Source organism: Paraburkholderia sp. BR10872 (genome assembly GCF_040965835.1).
GTDB classification, from domain to species: domain Bacteria; phylum Pseudomonadota; class Gammaproteobacteria; order Burkholderiales; family Burkholderiaceae; genus Paraburkholderia; species Paraburkholderia nodosa_A.
Map to the genome: position 1 here is coordinate 107,376 of NZ_JBFRCN010000019.1, position 19,870 is coordinate 127,245.

Annotated in this window: 22 protein-coding genes; 11 read left to right on the top strand and 11 right to left on the bottom strand. The window is 61.5% G+C overall.

The window, feature by feature from the left end:
* Nucleotides 1-29: 29 nt before the first annotated feature.
* From AB4Y43_RS17150 to AB4Y43_RS17180, 7 genes are all read right to left on the bottom strand, one after another.
* Nucleotides 30-440 carry a hypothetical protein gene (locus tag AB4Y43_RS17150; RefSeq protein WP_368728372.1) on the bottom strand — a complete coding sequence of 137 codons (411 nt, stop codon included), beginning with the start codon at nucleotides 438-440 and terminating at the stop codon, nucleotides 30-32.
* 12 nt (nucleotides 441-452) lie between these two features.
* The gene (locus AB4Y43_RS17155) at nucleotides 453-740 is read right to left on the bottom strand and encodes a hypothetical protein (protein WP_368728373.1); all 288 of its coding nucleotides are present in this window, start codon (nucleotides 738-740) and stop codon (nucleotides 453-455) included.
* Nucleotides 741-760: 20 nt separating this feature from the next.
* Nucleotides 761-1,135: a hypothetical protein gene (locus tag AB4Y43_RS17160; RefSeq protein ID WP_368728374.1), complete on the bottom strand. Its 375-nt coding sequence runs from the start codon at nucleotides 1,133-1,135 to the stop codon at nucleotides 761-763.
* A gap of 190 nt (nucleotides 1,136-1,325) precedes the next feature.
* Nucleotides 1,326-1,664 carry a hypothetical protein gene (locus AB4Y43_RS17165; RefSeq protein WP_368728375.1) on the bottom strand — a complete coding sequence of 113 codons (339 nt, stop codon included), beginning with the start codon at nucleotides 1,662-1,664 and terminating at the stop codon, nucleotides 1,326-1,328.
* Nucleotides 1,665-1,677: 13 nt separating this feature from the next.
* Nucleotides 1,678-2,139 carry a single-stranded DNA-binding protein gene (ssb, locus tag AB4Y43_RS17170; protein ID WP_368728376.1) on the bottom strand — a complete coding sequence of 154 codons (462 nt, stop codon included), beginning with the start codon at nucleotides 2,137-2,139 and terminating at the stop codon, nucleotides 1,678-1,680.
* Nucleotides 2,140-2,221: 82 nt separating this feature from the next.
* Nucleotides 2,222-3,922 (bottom strand): DNA cytosine methyltransferase, encoded by a 1,701-nt coding sequence (locus tag AB4Y43_RS17175; RefSeq protein ID WP_368728377.1) that lies wholly within the window; start codon nucleotides 3,920-3,922, stop codon nucleotides 2,222-2,224.
* Nucleotides 3,919-4,947: a hypothetical protein gene (locus tag AB4Y43_RS17180; RefSeq protein WP_368728378.1), complete on the bottom strand. Its 1,029-nt coding sequence runs from the start codon at nucleotides 4,945-4,947 to the stop codon at nucleotides 3,919-3,921. The genes AB4Y43_RS17175 and AB4Y43_RS17180 overlap by 4 nt, the downstream gene beginning before the upstream one ends.
* A 474-nt stretch (nucleotides 4,948-5,421) precedes the next feature.
* Here AB4Y43_RS17180 and AB4Y43_RS17185 point away from each other — a divergent pair, with 474 nt between their 5' ends.
* Nucleotides 5,422-6,903, top strand: a complete 1,482-nt coding sequence (locus AB4Y43_RS17185; protein ID WP_368728379.1) for an RES family NAD+ phosphorylase — start codon at nucleotides 5,422-5,424, stop codon at nucleotides 6,901-6,903.
* 75 nt (nucleotides 6,904-6,978) lie between these two features.
* Here the strand turns inward: AB4Y43_RS17185 and AB4Y43_RS17190 are convergent, their stop codons facing one another.
* A complete protein-coding gene (locus AB4Y43_RS17190) occupies nucleotides 6,979-7,224 on the bottom strand; it encodes a hypothetical protein (protein WP_368728380.1) in 246 nt (81 codons plus the stop codon).
* Nucleotides 7,225-7,308: 84 nt separating this feature from the next.
* Between AB4Y43_RS17190 and AB4Y43_RS17195 the strand changes: the two genes are divergently transcribed.
* The 3 genes from AB4Y43_RS17195 to AB4Y43_RS17205 all read left to right on the top strand — a co-directional run bounded on the left by AB4Y43_RS17195 (nucleotide 7,309) and on the right by AB4Y43_RS17205 (nucleotide 9,734).
* Complete coding sequence (locus AB4Y43_RS17195) at nucleotides 7,309-7,818, top strand: hypothetical protein (RefSeq protein WP_368728381.1); 510 nt, start codon at nucleotides 7,309-7,311, stop codon at nucleotides 7,816-7,818.
* 170 nt (nucleotides 7,819-7,988) lie between these two features.
* The gene (locus AB4Y43_RS17200) at nucleotides 7,989-8,705 is read left to right on the top strand and encodes a hypothetical protein (RefSeq protein ID WP_368728382.1); all 717 of its coding nucleotides are present in this window, start codon (nucleotides 7,989-7,991) and stop codon (nucleotides 8,703-8,705) included.
* A gap of 231 nt (nucleotides 8,706-8,936) precedes the next feature.
* Nucleotides 8,937-9,734, top strand: a complete 798-nt coding sequence (locus AB4Y43_RS17205; RefSeq protein WP_368728383.1) for a hypothetical protein — start codon at nucleotides 8,937-8,939, stop codon at nucleotides 9,732-9,734.
* A gap of 176 nt (nucleotides 9,735-9,910) precedes the next feature.
* Here AB4Y43_RS17205 and AB4Y43_RS17210 read toward each other — a convergent pair whose 3' ends face one another.
* Together AB4Y43_RS17210 and AB4Y43_RS17215 are read right to left on the bottom strand one after the other, a co-directional pair.
* Nucleotides 9,911-10,564, bottom strand: coding sequence for a DNA ligase (locus tag AB4Y43_RS17210; RefSeq protein WP_368728384.1), 654 nt, complete (start codon nucleotides 10,562-10,564; stop codon nucleotides 9,911-9,913).
* A 33-nt stretch (nucleotides 10,565-10,597) separates the two neighbouring features.
* On the bottom strand, nucleotides 10,598-11,155 hold the full coding sequence (locus AB4Y43_RS17215) for a hypothetical protein (protein WP_368728385.1): 558 nt from the start codon (nucleotides 11,153-11,155) through the stop codon (nucleotides 10,598-10,600).
* A gap of 53 nt (nucleotides 11,156-11,208) precedes the next feature.
* Here AB4Y43_RS17215 and AB4Y43_RS17220 point away from each other — a divergent pair, with 53 nt between their 5' ends.
* From AB4Y43_RS17220 to AB4Y43_RS17250, 7 genes are all read left to right on the top strand, one after another.
* Complete coding sequence (locus AB4Y43_RS17220; RefSeq protein WP_368728386.1) at nucleotides 11,209-11,868, top strand: SOS response-associated peptidase; 660 nt, start codon at nucleotides 11,209-11,211, stop codon at nucleotides 11,866-11,868.
* Between the two features lie 31 nt (nucleotides 11,869-11,899).
* Nucleotides 11,900-13,882, top strand: coding sequence for a tetratricopeptide repeat protein (locus AB4Y43_RS17225; RefSeq protein WP_368728387.1), 1,983 nt, complete (start codon nucleotides 11,900-11,902; stop codon nucleotides 13,880-13,882).
* Nucleotides 13,883-14,040: 158 nt separating this feature from the next.
* Nucleotides 14,041-15,615, top strand: coding sequence for a hypothetical protein (locus tag AB4Y43_RS17230; RefSeq protein ID WP_368728388.1), 1,575 nt, complete (start codon nucleotides 14,041-14,043; stop codon nucleotides 15,613-15,615).
* Between the two features lie 144 nt (nucleotides 15,616-15,759).
* Nucleotides 15,760-16,818, top strand: a complete 1,059-nt coding sequence (locus AB4Y43_RS17235; RefSeq protein ID WP_368728389.1) for an AbiJ-NTD4 domain-containing protein — start codon at nucleotides 15,760-15,762, stop codon at nucleotides 16,816-16,818.
* A 753-nt stretch (nucleotides 16,819-17,571) separates the two neighbouring features.
* Nucleotides 17,572-18,120 carry a hypothetical protein gene (locus AB4Y43_RS17240; RefSeq protein WP_368728390.1) on the top strand — a complete coding sequence of 183 codons (549 nt, stop codon included), beginning with the start codon at nucleotides 17,572-17,574 and terminating at the stop codon, nucleotides 18,118-18,120.
* 328 nt (nucleotides 18,121-18,448) lie between these two features.
* Nucleotides 18,449-18,784 (top strand): hypothetical protein, encoded by a 336-nt coding sequence (locus AB4Y43_RS17245; RefSeq protein WP_368728391.1) that lies wholly within the window; start codon nucleotides 18,449-18,451, stop codon nucleotides 18,782-18,784.
* Nucleotides 18,757-19,341, top strand: coding sequence for a DUF6036 family nucleotidyltransferase (locus AB4Y43_RS17250; RefSeq protein WP_368728392.1), 585 nt, complete (start codon nucleotides 18,757-18,759; stop codon nucleotides 19,339-19,341). Before AB4Y43_RS17245 ends, AB4Y43_RS17250 begins: the two co-directional genes overlap by 28 nt.
* Before the next feature lie 145 nt (nucleotides 19,342-19,486).
* Here the strand turns inward: AB4Y43_RS17250 and AB4Y43_RS17255 are convergent.
* Nucleotides 19,487-19,870, bottom strand: a 384-nt coding sequence (locus tag AB4Y43_RS17255; protein WP_368728393.1) for a hypothetical protein, incomplete at its 5' end; no start/stop codon positions are given.

The window sequence follows — 19,870 nt, forward strand, 5'->3', positions numbered from 1 at the left end:
TTTGAAAAATGTCGCTGCCAGTGGGCGAATCAGGCCATGCGCGACAGATGCGACACGCACAATGCGTCGAACCCATCCTGAACGAGGACGGGAAAAACTCGATGCGCGGGCGAATTCGACGTGACCCGCGACCAGCGCTGGACGAGGTAGGGCCGACGGTGAGTCATCCGGTAGAACGCGTCAGCGAGCACTTCGGCCCGCCACGCGCCTTCCCGAGGTATCGCGAGCGCACAAACCTCGCGCTCCTTGAGTCCGGCAGGCGCGAGGCATGCCGACAAGAGCTCGGTCGAACTGGGCGCGCGTGCCGGCTCACCGACCGGATACAGAAACGGAATGCGCCGTTGCTCGACCTCCGGTCGTTCACCCACGTCCGCGAACGCTTCGGCAACCTGAACAACTTCTGTGTCGTTCAACGGTTCATCCACATAGAAGAGCAGCATTGAGGCTCCTTTTCACAGACACGGCTCGGGATCGTGTTCGACCCAGCGGTACAGGGTGATGCCGCCGGCCGCGGTCTCACACACGTGAACATCGTTGCGCAAGTAACGCCAGACCGGAAAGCCGTTGACGCGCGCGCCGGTATCCATGCGCGCGCCGTACACGTCGTAATCGGCGAGGGCAGGGCCGGTATCCTCTGACGCCATCCGTCGGATGCAGGCTTCCCGATCCGGATATAGGCCGATCAAGGCGTCGATGAACGGGGTAAGTGAGAAATCACCGTGCGCGTCGATGGATTGCATCGCGGTCGCGTCGCCGGGATTCACTGCGGCCGGAGCGGACGCGACCGCGTCGGCTCAACTGGCGTATCGGGATCAAGCGCCGGAAGCTGGCCCGTCGCCGTGGCGATGGCTTCGCCGTAACGCGGATCCGAATCCGGGAGAGCAACCCAACGAAGTTGCTCGTACCGGTCCTTTTCCACGACATCGACGAGAAATGTGTCCCGCGCGTAGGGCGAGCGGAAGACAGCAATCTGGCCGACGCTGCGAGGCCGCCCCGGATGACGGGTACCTCCGTTCGCGAGCTCAGCCCCTGTCGGAATCTCAGCCGCAGCAGCCGGAGCCGCCGGTTCGATATCGTCCTGCGTAAGCCGCCGGAGATGGCCAACGCGCCTCGTGAAATCGTCGACTTTCGACATCCCGTTCACCTCGCTCCCAAAGCTTCCTGATTCCCGGCTTCGCCGGTTCCCCGTTCATGGTCAAGCCGACAGTTTCCTGCCCGCTGCGGTGTCTCAACCCGGCAGGTGTGCCCGTCATTTATTCCGCATCGTTGCAATGATACACACTTTTAAGGATCGGCAGCGCACGGGTCTGGCGCGACCTGGCGCGTCAGGTGCGCCTGCTCGTGGCGTGCGACGCGCGCCACGCCTGCTCAGCGGCCATCTTCATCAGATCCGCCACGTCCAGATCCCACTCGACGGTCATGGCATGGCGCAGCCACGAGACCGGTACGAAGAGATCGCCGTTGTAGTAGCCAACAACGGCGGGCGGATCAGCCCGCGATCGACGTTCAGCCTCGTCGAGGCCGCCAGGGTGCAGGATCGCGGGCAGCATCGCTTCAGCGATGCGCTCGCAGAAGCCGAGCCAGCCCAGAGCCGCGCCCTTGCTGTCAACGATATGGAAGAACGCAACCTGCGTGCGATTCCCGTCCAGCGAGCGAATACTCATGTTGCGTGCTCCATCAATACGGCCGTTCGTCGTCGAGCGGACCCGCGCCGGCAGCCGTGCCCGGCGGCGTGCGCGATGCTTCCGCCTGCGGCTGCGCGCTCGTCTGGGCGGCCGCATCTGCCCATCGCAAGCACCGGCCCTCGAACGCGGAGACGGCGATTTCGGTGAAGTACTTTGCTTCGACCGCGCCGGCAGGCTGATGCTTGCGGGTACGCGTACGCCCCTCGACGTACACGATCTCGCCTTTTTTCAGACTCCGTAGCTCTTCGGCAGGCTTGCCGAAAACGGCGACACGATGCGTTTCCGGAATCTCGCGCAGTTCGCCCGACGTGCGATCGCGCACCTCGCCATAGGTAATCACACGCAGGTTCACTAGCGCATCCCCGGACGGCATCGAACGGCTTTCTACATCGGCAGCGAGTTCGCCGAGCAGCATCTGGCGGTTGATTGTGAGCCTTGCACGATTTGCAGTCATTCATTCACTCCCACGACGGATTGAGGCTCCCGGCATGTGCCGGGAAAGGAAGAGGGCACGCACGATACAGCGCGGCAGCCATTCACTGCGTACCGACAGGCGGCAGGGTGAGCGCGAGCGCTACCGGCCTGACCCAGACTGGCGTTGACGACAGCTGGAAGGTTTCGCCCGACTCTGCGAGCAGCAGCGTTGTGCCCATCACCTCCGCCACGGCCCTGGCCGCTTTCGGCGGTACAGCGTTGCCGATGCGCTCTCGCCACGCCTGGTCGGAGAGTCCGTCGAGCTCGAGGTATTCCTCCGGCTCGACCAGCGATTGCAGCGCGGCCAGCTCGAGCGTGGTGAACGGGCGATGCCACGTGCCATCGTGCGAGCGGATCACAGCAACCGTTTTCTCGTTGGCTGCGGGCAGCACGCCACCCGCCCCATGGTGTGCTGACGGCGCAGGCACCATGCGCGGATCCGCAACAGCCTGGCCGCCCGCGCTCGGACCCGTGCCGCCCGTCACGACGCCCGCTGCCTGGTCGTACGAAACGACACGAAAGCAGTTGTTGTGCTTGATACCGGTGCGCACATCGGCGACGGCAAAGCGGCCCTGATTCGGCCACTGCTGACCGCTGATCGTGCCGCTCGCGTCGCCCCAGCGCACAACACCGTAATTCTGGCCGTGATGCCAGCGCGTAGACGGTTCCGCGCGGGGATCGGCCACGGAGAACATGCCTTGCCCTGGCGACTTCACACCGATAATGGCCCCGGTCGGGTCCTCCCACTGGACGACGCCATAGTTGCGGTACTGCAGCGCGTCGACCGGAGCGCGAGGATCCGCGACCGAGAAACTGCCATTCGTTGCTCGACTCGCGCCTGCAACCACGCCCACCGGCTCATCCCACCGCTTCACGCCAAGCATGCCGTTGTGCATCTCGGGCACAACCAGATAGTCGCGCAGATAGCCGTTGTCGATGGCGAGGCGGTTCAGGCTTCGCCAGTCGCTGCCTGCTTCAACAAACGCCAGACGCACCCATGTCTTCCACTGAAGTGAAGGAATCCTGTGCATCGGACCCGCGGCCGAGTCGCCAGGAAGCGGCATGCGGCCGAGCACTGTACCAACACCCTGCAGGCGGCGCGTTGAGGGTTCGTAGAGGAATGCGGGCACCTTCTCCATGTGACGCGCGACGAGCAGGAAGCGTTTGCGGCTCTGCGCGAGCCCGCCGATCTCACCGCAGTCGTGCGTCGTTTCATTCACCGCGTAACCGTAGTGCCGCAGGATCTGCCCGATCTGGTCGAGCAGGTGACGGCCTCGATTCATCAGGCGCGGCACGTTCTCGAACACGATCAGCTCGACCGGGTCATCCTTCCACGCCTCGCACATCAGCCACACGCAACGCAGTGTGAGCTCGTTGAGCGCCTGATACTTCGGCGTGCGGCTCAACGTCTCCGAGAGCAACCCGGATGCGCCCTTGCACGGCGACGAAATGAACACGCAGTGCGGATGCTCGTTGCCGGCCGCGCGCCGCACGTCGGCCGGCGTCACTTCGGACCAGCCGGCCGGCGGCTCAGCCTCGTTAAAGGCCGTGTACTGTGCACGCGTGAAGAGGTCCATCAGCGTGCAATCGACGCCGACGAGCGACCGGAAGTCACGACAGGCGGCGGCGTCGTTGTCGATCCCCCCGATGCAGCGCCACGTCGCGGTTTTCTCGCCGATCTGCGAGACGGCCTCCTGAAAGCCCTTGGCACCGCCGCCCAGGCCGCTGCACATCGTGAACACCCTGTACTCGCGGCGGATCATGCTTCACCCCAATCCGCGAGTTCGGCAGCTTGCGCTGGCGCGTCGTTATGACCCGCCTTTGCGGCGCGCTGGCGACGCAATTCGTCGCGACGCTCGGCCTTGGCGAAAACGGCGCGCACGTCGTGGTGTGCGTCGAACAGGCCCTTGAGACTTGCCGCGTCGAGCGTGATGGTCTGGCCTTCGAGTTCGGCTTCGTTGCCCTGCAGGAGCGTTTCGAGTTTTTCGCGCTCCCCCTCCGGCAGGCGCTGATAGAACGTCGAAAGCGAGGCAACGACCTTGCCGACCACGTCGCGCGGAATGGAAGGACCGTGAAGCGTGCGCTCGGTCACCTTCCTGCTACCGGCGTTCTGAGCCTTGGCAAGCAGGGCGCGCAGGACTTCGAGCGCGCGCGAGCGGTGCCGGCGCAGCACGTCGACTACCACATCAGCCGACACTTCCTCGCGCACCAGCATCTGCTGGATCTCGGTGTCCGCCTCGGCGAGCATCACGCACTTTTCGACGAGGGTTTCGGACTTGCCAATGTGATTGGCAATGCGTTTGAGCGGCCACCCGAAGTTCTGGAGCCGACGGAAGCCGTGACCCTGTTCGAGCTGCGACAGCGGAAGCCCCTGCTGGCCGGTGCCAACCATGTGCGCGACGCGGTCAGCGTCGTTACCCGAGAACTGGCGCACCTCGACGAACAGGATTTCGACGCCTTCGTCGATCAGTTCAAGGATTGCAATCAGGCGGTTGTGACCATCCACGAGAATGATGCGGCCGCCCTCGATCCGGACATCGAGCGGCGGGAACTTCGCGCCCGCGCGCATGGCCGTCTTGATGCCGTCGATGTACTCGCGCCGCGCCGGCGTCATGAACCGGATATTGAAGCCCTGCTCAACCTCGATGATGTGCGGATCGAGCTTGTAGTGCGTCACCTTGTTGACGCCCTCGATCTTGCCCTCGGCCATCATCTTGAGCGACACCATGTCGGCGAGCTCCTTTGCCGGTCGCTTGTCCTCTACCGCGTCTTGCGCTGCCATTGCCATGCCCGTTCTCCTGTCGCCCGCCAGGGCTCGATTCGTCCTGCACCGGACCGGCAAAGGATCGCTGCCGGCGCCTTATGTTCTGCATCATTATATCGATACAGAATTTACCAAGGCAAGACCAGCAACAGGGTTTCCGCGAAAAATCGTGATGGCGCGCGATTCGCGCGAACTGCTGCAGCGACCTGCGTGATCCGGTCCCGCCTGACCACGTCGTCGTCTTCGTGTTGATGGTTCAGTCGTCAACGCGCGGGGCTATCCGTATGAGCGGCTCGACCGGGCAACTGCGGGTTATGCACAGATTTTGTGGATAACCCTGTTGATCCTGGCGGTGACATCGGGCACCGTCCCCCAAAGTTCTGGGGTTCACGCCAGCAAGTCCGACCTGCTCCTGTTTCGGGCAACTCGGTGGGTCGCCGGTCGGTGGCAACGGGCGCGCCGGATATACTTTGTGCCGCACCCTTGGCGAGGCGAGGCATGGAGATGATTGATGATTTCGGGGACGTCGCGGAGCTCGAGGGCAAGCACCTGTGCGCTGCCTGCATCGGGGAAACGTATCTGCAGGCTGAAGTCTCGCGTGACGGTGAGCCCGCAGAATGTTCCTATTGCGGCGGGACGGCCCGCGCGTATAGCCTGGCGGTTCTCGCCGACTGCATCGGGCAGGCCTTCGAGCGGCACTACACGCGAACGGCCACGGAGCCCGACTCAGTCGAGCAATCTCTCCTGGGTGATCGGGAGTTGGAGTACAACTGGTCTCGCCACGGCATGCCGGTGGTCGAAGCGATCGAATACGCTGCCGGGATCCCCGAAGAGGCCGCCGCAGATGTGCAGCGCATCCTCGCCGATCGTCACGCGAACCTCGATGCGTATCAGATGGGTGACGAGTGCGAATTCGACAGCGAGAGCCACTACGAAGAGAAGGAACAGACCGATGTGCTCTGGCAACTCGAGTGGCAGGAGTTTGAACGTCTCCTGAAGACCGAGTCGCGGTTCTTCAGCGCGGGGGCGGAGGCGGTTCTCAACAGCGTCTTCGAAGGACTGGACTCACTCTCCACAGACAAGCGCAAGCCGCTGCTCGTTCGTGCCGGTCCTGCTACACGCCTGAAATCTGTCTACCGCGCAAGGGTGTTCCTGTCCGAGGATAAGCTGCAGGAGGCGCTAGTGAGACCCGACCTGTCATTGGGTCCGCCTCCCTCCGGCTGCGCGTGCGATGGCCGGATGAATGCCCGCGGTGTTACCGTATTCTATGGCGCAACGAACGCCTCGGTCACCATTGCGGAGGTCCGGCCACCGGTTGGCAGCCGTGTGCTGGTCGGCAGGTTCGACATCGTGCGACCACTACGCCTGCTGGATCTCACGGCACTCGAAGGTGTAACGCAGCGCGGAAGCATCTTCGACCCATCCTTTGCCGCCGCGCTCGAGCGCGCGGTGTTCCTCCGCTCGCTGACGGCGCGCATGACTCGTCCCATCATGCCCGGCGATGAAGCTCTGGACTACCTGCCGACGCAGGCCATCGCCGACTTTCTGGCGACCCGGACGAACGCCCCGCTGGACGGCATCATCTTTCCGTCGGTTCAGTCCGCGCGGAGCGGGAAGAATATCGTGCTCTTCCACCGCTCGTCGCGGGTCAGGGAGATGGAGCTGCCAGCTGGCACTAAGCTCGAGCCACACGCCTGGCAAGTAGGGGACGAGGGTTGGAAAATTAGCTACGGTGTCACGGAAACCGTGCCGTCCGAAGTTCCGCCGCAACCAGTTAGGAAGGGTAAGGGCCTGGGAATGCTCGACGACTTGCTCGAATCAGCGCGAGATCCGCTCTCCAGCGATCTCAGATCTCCTGCCCTGGTAGTCGATACGGAGAGCATATACGTATACCACGTGAGAGCCGTGGATTTCCGCACTGAAGCAGAACGTGTTTCCAGACATCGGGTGATAGCGGTAAACGCGAAGCGGAGTTCTTAGGATGTGGCGACACCTTCACGTGAAAAACTCGGTACCCCGAAATTTGCACTCCGGTTTGTGGCGGTTAGAGCGTGCTCATCGGGAGGGCGACGTGCCTGCGGCATCACGCGCAATCTTCAGAAGCCCCTGCGCAATGACGACGTTCGCGTTGTGCCTCACCTCATCCGCGCCGTTCTTCAGCATCATGACCGGCATCTGGGCGGCGATCTGCTCCCACTCGGCCAGTAGCGCAGCGGGGTTCGGGTGCGTCTTGAACAACACGCCCAGCGCAGCGGTGAATACCGTCGCGGGATCAGCACCATCGGCCTGAGGCAGTTCCATCGCATGACCCTCCAGTCTGGAGAATGCCGTTTCGGCGTGACGCGAAAGCCACGCCCGACGCATCAACGATTCAAAGGATAGAACATGCAGAAGATCCTCGAAGACATTGCCTCGCCGGAATGGTGGTTCTCGGTCGTGGTCGTCGCGTTGCTCATCGGGCTGGCAGGGGTGTATCTGTCGCGCTTTCTCGATGGCGCAGGCAAGCAGCTGCTCACAGTGCTCGCCGCGAGAGGCGAGAAGGCGGAGCGGGAAAGGGAGGAAAGAATTCAGTTTTATTCGCAGCATTCGGACCTTGTGCCTTTTCTCATCGCCAAGCAGCAGGATTTGCGCGCATCTCGCACCAGCATTGGTACATTTTCCGTGGTGTTCGTTCTCTTCGCGATTGCTGTCCAGACGAGTGGTCTCGCGCACGCGCATCCGATGTTGGCGCGGATCGCCGCGGCGGCCGCCCTGTTCTGTGCAACGCTCACTATGATGGCCAGCATGTGGGTCAGCCGCACATCATTTAACCTCCTCCTGTCCATCCTCGGTGTCGAGCAGGAATTGCTGAAGCGCAGGGAAGCAGATATCAGGGAGAGCGCAACTGACCACTGAGGTGTGCCGCTCACGTAAGGCGCATTAGGAATGCCACTGTTGCGACAATAAATGACCGGTAACTTCACTCACGCAACGCGTCCACCATTCCGGCAGCGTCACAAGTATCGAGGAACAAAATGGCAAAAAAGGCCGTAGTCCGATTCCACGGGAGAGTGCTTCCCGAGTCCATGCAAGTGACGGTTAACTTCACGCCAACCGTCCATTGGAAAGCGGATGAGCTGGGGTACGAGGTGGACATGGTCTGCCGCGTCGACAAATCGGTAATCGATATCGAATGCATCGTGTCCGACTGGAAGGTCGAACATTTCCCCGATCTGTATCGCCGTGCGTTGGACATTTGCCGTGCGAAGATTGACGTCGTCGGATTCAAGATGGCCTATGGTCTCACCGTCTTGCTCGACACTTTCGAAACGCCAGACGGCACCGTGACACCCATCGTGCCTAACGCTCCGTATTTGGAGGGCATCTGCACGGCGTTCTCTCTCGACATGGGATTCGATGAGGTATGCATGCAGGTTCTTCAACGGCCGCTCCTTTTCATGGCCTTCCGCGAGCTGATGACGGCAATTTCATTGCCGCATGTATCGCTAGTCGAGTGTGCTCGCGCAATGGATCGCATAAAAAACATGTTAGCGCCACCCGGATCGAAAGATAAGGCCGCGTGGAATCGGATGCGCGAAACCCTTCGGGTCGACGAAGCGTACCTCAAATACATTACCGATGCCTCGGCCAATCCGCGGCACGGGCAGCCAGGGCATACATCGGGTTCAGTGACGACCGAAGTGACGCGTCGCGCGTGGGTCATAATGAACCGGTACTTGGAATATCTCGTGCATGGGGAAAAGCCGCTCGATCCAGTTGCTTATCCAGTCCTCGACCAGTAATCATTCCATCCAAAACACTTCGCGCGCGGTGCGTACTTCTCACTGCACTACCAGGAAAGTCGCGGCGGCTCTTTGATTGGCTTTCGTCTTGAATGACCGGTTGGACCCTTGAAACCGCAACGGGGTATCTCCATACTGCTGGACACCTGTCAGCCTGCCCGCTGGCGCCTCACGTACGATGACGGCGGAGTCCGCCGTCATCGTCTATCTCACTCTTGACGGGAGTATTCCTTGACCACCGTGCTGTCTTTTCTGCAACCGCAGGACGATTCGTCGCCCCTCCTCGTGCGGGCCTACCTCTCGACGTCTTATCTGACCGGCGCAGCGCTGCTGGCGAAGAAGGCCTATGCGATCGAAAACGATCCGGATGTTCTGAAGCGCGGGTTTGGCATGGTGGAGCGCGACGAACACCACGCCTGTGCGAGCGCAGCAATCGTCATGAGTGTGCTCGGCGTCGAAGCCTTCGTGAACGAACTCTTTGCGGATTGCGAAGTCGCCGGCGGCAGCAACCTGTTTGGCCTGACCGCATTGCAGGCCGGCAAATTGGCTAAAGTCTGGCGCGAGCCTCGGCAGACGAAGAGCAGGCGGGGCGGCCAATTCCGAAGGAACGATCTCGAATCGAGGCCTTCCCTCGAGAAGTATGCCGAGGTCCTGAGCAAGCTTGAACTGCGCGAACTCGGCTTCAAGTCAAAGCCGGTCAAGGCGATGCGGACGCTGATTACGCTGCGCAATGCGCTCGCGCACTACAGGCTGGCGACCAATACGGTGAGGCCGCAACACGAGCAACGGGCGCGGGATCAGCTCGAGAAGGATTTGAAGCAGTATTTCCCCGACCACGACCAAACCGACCACAACCCGATGACCGGCCTGAACAATGGCTACTTCCCGGACCGCGTGATTGGTCACGCCGTGGCTGAATGGAGCGTGCGGACCGCCGTCGGGTTCCTCGAGCACTTCCGTGAGCGGTTGTCGGTGACACCGCAGACTGGACACCGTTGGCCGACGCAGGTAATGCTGACGACTCGCTAGGGCAGAAGCGCGGTCGCGCCTGCCCTTCAGCACCACAACGCGGTCAGCGGCAAAGCTACAACTAAGTCCGCTGTTCAATGCGGAGCAGCCACTAATTGCGGCCTACCGCTCATCCGCCATTGCGAATGCGCTGCTCACGCGGCCGGTGACTACGCCTCAAGATATCGACCCCGCGCCTAGAGTTGCCGTGCAGTACCAAACCCGAGTGCAGCTGGGCGGCTATAGCCTTCGTACTTGATCTTGAGCCAGTCACGCGTGCGGCCGGCGCGGTACGGTGCGCTCGAGCGCTTCGCCACCATCCCTTCGAAGTCATGCAACTTGACCTGCTCGAAGACCCATTCGCCCGCGTCCGCAGTACCGACCACGTAGACGAGGCGGTTGGTGTTCTCGAAGGTTTCGCGCAGATGGACTTTTCGCTCACCGAGCGCTAGTGGGCGGAGATCACGCTTGCCGTTCGCGAGCATATCGAAGACGTAGAGTCGGGCAGGATCCTTGAGCGCAGCGGCGCGTACCCGAGTGAGTACCGACGTGCGGGCCCGCTGTTGAAGCCGTTCGAAAGACGACCGGCCATCAGGTTCGTCGACTGTGAGCTCCGTATCCCAGACGAACGAACCTGGAACCGCCGAGACCGCATCGACAATCTCTGGAAACGAGCGGTTGAGGAGCTTGCCCTGCCGAGAGACGAGATCGACGCGATCATGCGACTTTCGGACAAGACAGCGAAAGCCATCGTACTTCAGCTCGAACCACCACCCCTCGCGCGAAAACACCCGACGCTCGCGCGTGGCCAGCATCAGGTCAGAAGCCTCGATGGCTTTCGTCTCGATCACGACGTCTCCAGAGCACCCCACCTGTTGACTGTTTCATCTGGGCCTCTCGGTCACTGGGCCGATGCGTTGCATCTCCTGCATCAAACGTCGCCGGATTCGTCGGATTTCCTTGCGCGCGTAGTCGATTGTCGCGCTGTCCTTGTCGACATGCCAGAGCGTTTCCGCGACCATCGCCTCAAGTTCCGAGAGGGCGTGGCGGGCTGTCTGCACTTCAAGTGCCAGCTGTTTCACTTCAGGAATCGGATGCTCACGCCATGCGCGGCGAAGATCCTTGTAGGTCGGGGTGACGAAAGGCGGTAAGCCGAAGCGCGAGCGTTCGCCGCGCACCCGGCGTTCCTTCGCCCAGTCCACATCGCTCTCCGGCAGTTCCACGATCGGACTCTCCCCGCGGCGACGATCGCGTTTGGTGTGCTCGAGCTTTCGCGACCGCATATCGTCGTAGGCGAACCAGTCGCACCTCGCCTCGTCATCAGTCATCCAGATGGGCGTCTCGACAAAGCAGGCACGGGACTCGTCCCAGTACGCCCACTTCCATTCAAATAGGGGTTCCATCATCATTCCCGGTAACACTGTATAAATATACAGTATCATGCAGATCCACCACGCGCTAGGCTGTGCCGGATCCAGCGAACGAGGAGACGTGAATGTGCACGAACTACGCGGCTGCTCGACGTGACACCTTCTTCAAGCACTATGGAATCGAGCCCCCGAAAAGCGAGTGGCGCGACGAGGTATGGAAGGACTATCCCGCGCCGATCATCCGCCGGCTTGATGGCGAGCTGCAGGCTGACGTTGCAACGTTTGGCATCGTTCCGCGCCGGCACATACCGGACGGCGTGCGAGTCTTCGACACAATGAACGCTCGGGCGGAAACAGTAGGGGAGAAGCGCAGCTTCAGCGGTGCGTGGAAGAAACAGCAACTGGCCTTGATTCCGTGTGACGCTTTCTACGAACCGAACTACGAGAGCGGGAAGGCCGTGCGCTGGAGGATCGGGATGGCAGACGACGCGCCGTTTGCTATCGCGGGTCTGTGGCGTGAGTGGAACGACCCGGAGGGCCGTGCGCTTTCATTCACGATGCTCACCGTGAACTCCGACGAGCATCCGCTGATGAAGCGATTCCACAAGCCCGGCGATGAGAAGCGCTCGGTCGTGATTGTGCGGCCGTCGGACTATGAGGGGTGGCTCGTCAGCAGCTCGATGGACGAAGCGCGCTCCTATTTGAATCTCTATCCGGCGGATGAGATGCGTGCCGTCGAGGATCCGGCTCCACCTCGCAAGAAAAGGACGACGGAAGCGGCATAGCCTGGATACCCTGACACTTCGAGCTGAGCTTATGAGTCACTTTGACGAACTACCGCATCGCCACCGGAATCACGAAATCGAGGACAACGCAATCGCCGCCTTCCAGATGCGGCTGGGCGAAAGTGGCGCGTTCATTCTTCAGGCGGCGGACCGCAAGGACTACGGGACCGACTGCCAGATCGAGGTGATCGCCGATGGCCGCGCCACCAATGCGCGGGTCCATGTCCAGCTCAAGGGAACTGAGGGTGCGCTGAACGCCAACGGCTCGCTCAGCGTCGGGGTAGACCGCACGAACCTCAACTACCTGCTGATGCAGCCTTACAGCTTTTACGTCGCCTATCACGTGCCGACGCGGTCATTGCGCATTCGCACGGTGGAAAGTGTTGTTCAGCAATATGAGCATGGCGGAACGAACTGGAGCGACCAGGCATCGCTGACCGTGTCGTTCGTTGATGAGCTGACGCCGACACGTCTTGACCGGATCGCGGAGCTCGCCCGTGCCTGGGCAAGGGCATCACGCGATCGGCGGATCGGTGCAGTCGGCGTGAGCGCGACGGACCTCTCCAGTCATGTTCTCGCGTCTGCGCCGGACGTCCATGTGCCCGACGATCCGGCGCGGGCGCGCAACCTGCTCGTGCAGCTGTATGAGCAGAACGCAGACGATGCGATCAGCGCCGGATTCGCCAGCTTCGCTGCCGCTCTGGGCGCTGGCAGCGACGCAATGGGCATTTGCTACATGGCCGAGATCAATCTCGGCATGGACGACCTGAGCCACCACCCGGAGCGCATCGAGGAGGCCATCCGCTTTTTCCGCGCGAGGCTCACTGACCGTCGTCATCAGGTCAGCGATCTGCAATACACGATAGGAAACGCCTTTCACGCTCTCCAGGACGAGCCGGAAGCAAAGCGCGCGTTCGAAGCCGCCCTCGCCGACCCGATGCTCGCTGCCGCCCCCGAACTGGCTGCTCAGATCCACAAGAACCTTGGCTCCAGCTACGCGCTGCTCGGCGACCATGACCCGGCGATGGATCACTACCACGAGGCTTTGCGGTTGAATCCCGAACTCGCGGAGGCTCACACTGCTCTGGGCATCCACTATGTCCGCGTGGGCAGGTACGAGGATGCGCTGCATCATCTCGACCAGGTCGTCTTCTCAAATCAAAAGCAGGGGCGGACTTTCACGGTCACCGGCTGGCGCGCCAATGTCCTTTTCAACCTTGGCGATGGCCGGGCGGCGTTTCGCGAAATCAACGGCCTGGTGGCTCAGGCTGACCGCTTCCGCTGGATCTGGCCGTGGTGTCGCGGTCTGGTTGCTGCCTTCGGGCGCTCGAGTGTGGACAACGCCCGCCAGGCGTTGCCCTTCTGGCAGCGCTACGTCAGGGCGAACCCCGAGGATCCCCAGGCGAGGTACGAGCTCCTCATGACAACGTTCTATCTGCGCGGCAAGGGAGAGAACGTCGGGAAGACGTATGGTGAGTTCTGCGAAGAATTTGACCGGCACATCGCCCAGATCGACGCCGACAATGCCGCGCTGCCCTGGGATCGTCTGGGCCACTGGGCGCAGGAAGACGACGACTGGGCGGAAGCGGAGCGCTGCTTTCGCCAGGCTTATGAACTGGCAGGCGGCGAATACGGCTTTTGTCTCGCGATTGCCCTCAAGGAACTGGGGCGGTTCGCTGAGAGCGTGCCGCTGCTGCTGGAGCAGGCTCAGACCGTTCAGCCGGACGCCATGAGCTGGTTCCAGCTCGCCGCTTCATACGCCAGCCTCGGTTGCTGGCCAGAGGCGATCGACGGTTACGAGAGGACTCTCGGGCTCGACCCGGACCATGACCTGGCGAGGTTCGATCTTGGCGGGGCGCACTGGAACGGCGGTGACCCAGCAATGGCGGCGGAGGTTTGGGCGTCGGCGATAGCACGCTTCCCCGAGCATGACCTTAGCGCCAAGCTGATGCACGATTTTCCTTCGTTGTTTGGCGATCCCGCCGCTGGCCAAACCGGCGATGGCGCTGGCTAGAGGTTTCGCGCCGGGAACGGGACTCCGCCCGGATCCCTGACAACCTGGTTCGGTCGCGTGTCAGCAAGCGCCGAGCGGAGCCGATTATCAAGCGTGCTGAGCGGTGTTACCGTAACGGCTAATGGAATTTCAGCCGGCGCTCGAGCCGGATTCTGCCAATGAAAGTATCGACGTTCCAGGGTGACGTGCCCTTCGCAATGCGCCTCGCCCGAAAAATGCCCGTGCATAAAGTCAGCATGGATGAAGCCTACCGGTCTATCAGGAACCGGCTCGCCCGCTACAGCGCAACCTCGGTTCTGAACGCCGCATTGCACATGCTGTGGAATCCCCCTGCAGACCCGCTGGAGGAACTGAGAAGCGCCCCATGGTTAACCATGCTGATGGTCAAATGGGCGCTCCAGGACAACGCCGTCAGGCTACAAGGCGGAGCCGCGATCACGATAGCCGAGATGGACGAAATTCGGCAGAAGTTGTGGGACATGCCCGACCATGTGCGCGAGGCACATCCGAAAAACGTCTTCCTCATGCTGCGCAGCCTGATGCATCCACAGGTAGAGTTCCAGCGAAAGGAAACCCGGAACTACATGCGCTGGGCCGCACTGTATGCACGGCTGCCGAAGAACGGTACGGACCGACAGCAGTTCCGAGCCGCCTTTGGGATGGAACCGGACGATTTCCTCGTGCTCTCGTTCGCCCTGTACGCAGCCGTGCTGAACGGGGATGTCCCGCTACATCGCGACTGGATGATGCCTCTGCGCGCGACGTACGGCGACAAGGTCGACGGGATTTTCGATGTGTTTGCGCGGGACGTAGTTGCCCTGCGCGAGGAGTTGCAGAAGGACCCGGCACAACGTCTCCACGGAATGAACGAGCTGTACGAATTCCCGTACTTGAAGCGCTTTCCGCTGCTCCAGTTGCCTAACGGCCTGATCCATTGCTGGCATAGGCTGGTGTTCGCGCGGGGGATCGAGGAAATCGTTCACCTGCGGCTTACCGATCTTTTCGACTCTAGATACACGGCCTCTTTCAGTCGGGTGTTCGAGAGTTACGTCACCGAGCTCGCGGGAGAGTCGGGGTTGAGCCTGATGGACGAGGCCGAGTACAAGCGTCTTGTTGGCCCGCAGATGCCCTCGGTCGAAGTCATATTCGACGGCGACGATGATTGCAACGTCTTCGTCGAGGCGAAGCTGAGCAAGTTCGAGGACGACAGCATCGTGGAGGACAGCCCGTTATGGGCGCATAGGAAGATGCGGCGAGTGCGTGAAGCGCTTGAGCAGGGATGGAAGGTGGGGAAGGTCGTTCGCGAGAACAAGGCTCTGGCGGCGCGCTTCGCAAAACGAGAGGACTTCCTTCTGATCGTCACCAGCCGCGAGCTCTTCATTGGCGGTGGGCAAGCGCTGCAACGCCTGATACCGGAAGAACACAGAGGTTATCCCGACGCGGCCGCCGAGCACACGCTGCCGCTCTCGAACGTCTTCGTGATGGGGATAGAAGAATTCGAGCGGCTGGTGGGTGCGGTGCGCAAAGGTGAGGTCAATCTGCCACGGCTTTTGCGCGACGCCGCGATAGCGAATGACGACGGGGCAACCTCACGGATGTTCTTCAGCGACTTCTTTCGGATTCAGGTCGGTCCGACGGGATGGACGAGCCCTCGACTGATCAAAGACGCCCAGGAAAGAGTGGACGCTCTGATTGCTGATGCGATGAGCCTGCCGTCGTCTGAAGACGCATAGGCCTGCCTACGGCGGATCAGGCGGGTGCGGGAGCTGGAGCGGTACGTGTGAGCGCAGCGTGCCAGATGCTCGACGCCGGACCGGGGCACACGGTGGATAGCGCGAGTGGCTACCTCGAAGCTGATGGAATGAGAGAAATCGACCATGCTGACTGATGTCTTTTTTCGCAGGTACGCAAATCGCCCGCTTTTTGAAAGCGTCGGACAGAAGGAATCTGCGCTGTTTGTTCAGGCATACAGAATCGTCAATGAGCAGATCTGGAAGTACTACGGGTACGACGAAAAGGTAGACGAGACTGTCAAGACGACCTGGACTGGTATTCACGACCGCCTGTCAATGGAGTTCGGGGTCAAGGAACTCTCGCCGAAGTACTACTCCTACCAGACCGAGTGGATGGGCAAGCCCTGGACGAACTCAGGTTGGAACGACATGAACTTCGTGGTCGAGCAGTGGCTGAATTTCAATTTCATTGACGGCCTGGACCCCGACATGTTCGTCAAGCATCGCCTGAGCTTCGTCGAATTGGCCTTCCGCACTCGAGAGGAGCAGGTCACTCAGGCGAACGCCGAGTTTCCGCAACAGCTGGCCCACGCCGAATTGCAGGACAAGTTGCGCCGGAAACCCATGACGCTCCCTGGCAAGCTGGCCGACAGTGTGCGGGCCATCAATGAGGGCATGAACAGGGCGTTCGCGGCAAACGTACATGAGCTGAACGAGCGCCTGAAACAGGCTGGTATGCCATTGCACTACCACAACGGGTTCTTGCAGATTACGCAGGATGAGCAGCTCCAAAACCAGGTCGAGCAACCATTCTGGCTGTTGGTGAAGGATGCCCAATGGAAGAACGTCAGCATTGATATGGCTGAGGCGATCGATCGCCGAGACACGGGCGGTCGCGATCCATCGTTCTACGCCGCGAAGGCGCTTGAAAGCACCATCAAGATCATCTGCGAACTCAAGAAGTGGGCTACCGGTAAGGAAAAAGGGGTGTCCGACTTCCTCAATCACCTTGAGAGCAAGGCGAACGGCGCATTCATCGAGGGCTGGGAACGGCAATCCATGCAGCGGTTTTACAGTGACGTGCGGAACGACTTGGGGCATGGACCCGGCTCGAAAGACATGCCAAATTTCACTCCGCAGCAGATCGAACAAACCATCGAGTTCTGTATGTCGTGGGTCAAGAGCTTGATCAAGCGAGTGTAGTTGCGCTACCCCTTGACTGCGAAGCGGTCACTCGGGAGTGATCAGCCGAACGACTACGACGGGTGGACATGGTGCCAGGGACGATGCCTCCCGTAAGAAGTCAACGGAGTCCCCGCCCTCCCAGGGAAAGCCGCCGCAACGCGAAATCTGAAGTAATTCGACTCGGACCGATGGTGAGACACAGACCTGCCCTGCCGGTTCAGGTCGATTTCCGCGCCTGCCAATGCCCTGCCCTCTAATACTCGGGTTGCACTGTTGTCTGTGCGCTAGCGCTCGTTTGGCGCAAATCTTGGGCGCGCCGAAATTTCCACTGACCTATGCTCAAAGTCATGATCGCGCGTGGGGGTCATCGTGAGCATAGCTGTTCGCCGCACAGTGATCGTCCTTCTCTGGATCATCACGATCGTGATGATCCTTGCACTTCAAATTGGGACTCGGCCACCCGGCGCGGCCGCGCCCGGTGTCGGAACGAAGCGAGATCTTCCTGAAGACGCTTTTCGGCCCGTCGTCCGATGTCCCCCTGGCCAATCGCTCTCCTGCAACTCGGCGGGATGCACGTGCATCAAAGTAGTACCACTGACCCTAGGGGGAATAGTCGTACACGGTCATCCACAATACAGAAATGAGAGTGCTGGAGGCGGAACGCCGGGCCGCAGCAGCGTCGGTGGCGGTGGTGGAGCCCCCCCTGTCGTTTGGGCCTTCGCCCCCCCGGCAAAGCCGGACATCAGCAGCGGTACCGGCGGCTTTTCCGACGTGAATTCCGCACTCGCGGCGTCGAAAGAAGCGCCGGCGGCATTCAATACGCCGCCCCCAATGAACATCGACGACCCGTCTGCGCCGGTCCAGCTAACCATTGCCCCGGAAAAGACGCGAGAAGCGGTCGCGAAATTGGTTGAGGCGCCCGGTATCGTGGAGAGTCACGACGTACGAATCTCATCTCGGATGAAGGCAACCCTTTCTGGCGCAGCAGACGCCGTCGCGATCACGGAGCTGTCGCCGTCGCTGCAGGCGGTTAGTGATGAGGCACCCACAACCTGGAAATGGACCGTCAAGCCGCTGAAGCCCGGAAAGATCCCTCTGCACGTCGAACTCGAAGCCGAGATCAAAGTGGACGGTGTTGTAACACCCCGTCTTGTAGACGTGTATGACGGCTCGATGGTCGTGACAGTAACTGGGATTCAGCGCCTTGCGGAATTTAGTAAAGACAATTGGAAGTGGCTATGGACCGCGATTCTTGTCCCGATAACGGGATTTTTCTGGAAACGAAAAGAAAAGCAACCAGAGGTCTCCGCCGACGACTGACCGTGAAGAATTCTGCAAGACCCGAAAGTAAGAGCGTCACCGCGATCCCGCTCTGCCGCGTACCGGCGCACCGAGGGCAGGACGCATTCATTGCGGCCTGCGCCACCGCGACTTGCCGGCAAGGTCTTCGCTCGCGTCACGGTGGCGTCGTTGCCGCGTCATCGCGGCGTCAGCGACCGGTCAAACGCGCCGCCCGATGCGATCCGCGGACTCCGGGCGTCGCGCGCTCGCACAGCAGGTGCGTGGGAGCGGCGGCAACCGGTCGTGACAGGGCCAGCAAGATGCCTTACGATCGGCATAAGGCCCTGTGCAATCCGGGAGATTCCAGATGGAAGTTGTGTCGAGCTCGCACGAACGACTTGACCGGCGTAGCCTGGCGATGCATCGCCTGATCGCCGACAAGATCCGCGCCGAGCCGAAGCTGTTCGAGATCGCGTCTCAGAATATCGAGCGCTGGTCCCGCACGCCCGGACGCAACGGCCCGCTGCTTGCGGCCTGGTCGAGGCTGCTGGAGCAGGGGATCCCGGCCGCCCTGGCCGTGGCGACCGAGGATAGCGAGCGGGCAAGGGAACTGCGGCAATCCACCCCGTTCGCGGGCGTACTCTCCCCACAGGAACGCTGGAGCTTTCTCAGGCAATGGAACGCGACCAACTCGAACATGTGATCCGCGCCGCGTCGGCCATCACGCAGGAAACCGAATTCGTGATCGTTGGCAGCCAGTCGATTCTTGGTGCATTTCCCAATGCGCCCGAGTCGCTGCTGCAGTCGAACGAGCTCGACATCTATCCGCGCGTGAACTGGGAAAAGCTGTCGGACCTGATCGACGGCTCGATCGGCGAGGGCTCGCCCTTCAACGAGACCTACGGCTACTATGCGCAGGGCGTCGATCCCCGCACCGCGGTGCTGCCGGTGGGGTGGGAAGGTCGTCTCACCCAGGTGGCGACACCGGCCACGGGTGGCGGCGTCGGCTACTGCATTGACGTGCACGATCTCGCGCTGTCCAAATACGTGGCGGACCGCCACAAGGACCGAGCCTTCAACCAGGAGCTGATCCGCCACGGCATGGTGGATCTGGTGAAGCTCAGGAAGCGCGTGGATCTGCTGCCGGTCGGGGACGAGCGCAAGACACTGATCCTGTCGGCGATCGATCGCGATGAAAAGGCGGTGGCCGAGGCCTCGCCGCCGCCGGCCCCCGCCGCGCGCGCGGGCTTCAAGCCGTAAGCCGCGGGTCGGCTCGCCAGTCGGCCCGTTTCCTTTCCCAGCTACGCGCGCAGTCCGGCAGCCCGCCGGGCCGCGGTGGTGGCAGCGTGCCCGTGGGCTGAGAGCCGCTCCAACTACACGACCGAAATCTACCGACTTTTCGCCGTCAGCCACGGCCAGCCGGCGGGGAATCCAGGATCCGCACGCAGTCAGCATGCTGGGACGTTCCGCGAACGTAGCCATAGAGGTCGCACTTTTGCTTGAGTTGCTCAAGGCGCGGAGATGTTGTGGCTGTAACCGAGGTGGTCGCCCTGAAGTTCGACCACACGACAGGCACCATAACCCAGCTGATCCCGGCAATAGCAATCACGCACCCCGCCCAGAAAGCGGCGTGCTCGAGATGGGTGCAGGTCAGGCTATTCACGCAAATTCGTTTGGCTTTCCACGCACCGAGCCGTGCATCCTCGAACTCCTTGAATGTCCGGTAATAGGGAATGCTGCTGGCGACGAGCCCCCCGAAGACTCCGGCAATCGCGAACGCCACCGCGCT

Excerpts from the sequence above, each read along its gene's own strand:
- AB4Y43_RS17195 (WP_368728381.1), top strand. The coding sequence starts at position 7,309 with ATGCAGAAGATCCTCGAAGACATTGCCTCGCCGGAATGGTGGTTCTCG.
- AB4Y43_RS17225 (WP_368728387.1), top strand. The coding sequence starts at position 11,900 with ATGAGTCACTTTGACGAACTACCGCATCGCCACCGGAATCACGAAATC.
- AB4Y43_RS17200 (WP_368728382.1), top strand. The coding sequence starts at position 7,989 with ATGCAAGTGACGGTTAACTTCACGCCAACCGTCCATTGGAAAGCGGAT.
- AB4Y43_RS17245 (WP_368728391.1), top strand. The coding sequence starts at position 18,449 with ATGGAAGTTGTGTCGAGCTCGCACGAACGACTTGACCGGCGTAGCCTG.
- AB4Y43_RS17250 (WP_368728392.1), top strand. The coding sequence starts at position 18,757 with ATGGAACGCGACCAACTCGAACATGTGATCCGCGCCGCGTCGGCCATC.
- AB4Y43_RS17180 (WP_368728378.1), bottom strand. The coding sequence starts at position 4,947 with ATGGCAATGGCAGCGCAAGACGCGGTAGAGGACAAGCGACCGGCAAAG.
- ssb (WP_368728376.1), bottom strand. The coding sequence starts at position 2,139 with ATGACTGCAAATCGTGCAAGGCTCACAATCAACCGCCAGATGCTGCTC.
- AB4Y43_RS17155 (WP_368728373.1), bottom strand. The coding sequence starts at position 740 with ATGCAATCCATCGACGCGCACGGTGATTTCTCACTTACCCCGTTCATC.
- AB4Y43_RS17235 (WP_368728389.1), top strand. The coding sequence starts at position 15,760 with ATGCTGACTGATGTCTTTTTTCGCAGGTACGCAAATCGCCCGCTTTTT.
- AB4Y43_RS17175 (WP_368728377.1), bottom strand. The coding sequence starts at position 3,922 with ATGATCCGCCGCGAGTACAGGGTGTTCACGATGTGCAGCGGCCTGGGC.
- AB4Y43_RS17185 (WP_368728379.1), top strand. The coding sequence starts at position 5,422 with ATGGAGATGATTGATGATTTCGGGGACGTCGCGGAGCTCGAGGGCAAG.
- AB4Y43_RS17165 (WP_368728375.1), bottom strand. The coding sequence starts at position 1,664 with ATGAGTATTCGCTCGCTGGACGGGAATCGCACGCAGGTTGCGTTCTTC.
- AB4Y43_RS17220 (WP_368728386.1), top strand. The coding sequence starts at position 11,209 with ATGTGCACGAACTACGCGGCTGCTCGACGTGACACCTTCTTCAAGCAC.
- AB4Y43_RS17230 (WP_368728388.1), top strand. The coding sequence starts at position 14,041 with ATGAAAGTATCGACGTTCCAGGGTGACGTGCCCTTCGCAATGCGCCTC.
- AB4Y43_RS17160 (WP_368728374.1), bottom strand. The coding sequence starts at position 1,135 with ATGTCGAAAGTCGACGATTTCACGAGGCGCGTTGGCCATCTCCGGCGG.
- AB4Y43_RS17215 (WP_368728385.1), bottom strand. The coding sequence starts at position 11,155 with ATGATACTGTATATTTATACAGTGTTACCGGGAATGATGATGGAACCC.
- AB4Y43_RS17150 (WP_368728372.1), bottom strand. The coding sequence starts at position 440 with ATGCTGCTCTTCTATGTGGATGAACCGTTGAACGACACAGAAGTTGTT.
- AB4Y43_RS17190 (WP_368728380.1), bottom strand. The coding sequence starts at position 7,224 with ATGGAACTGCCTCAGGCCGATGGTGCTGATCCCGCGACGGTATTCACC.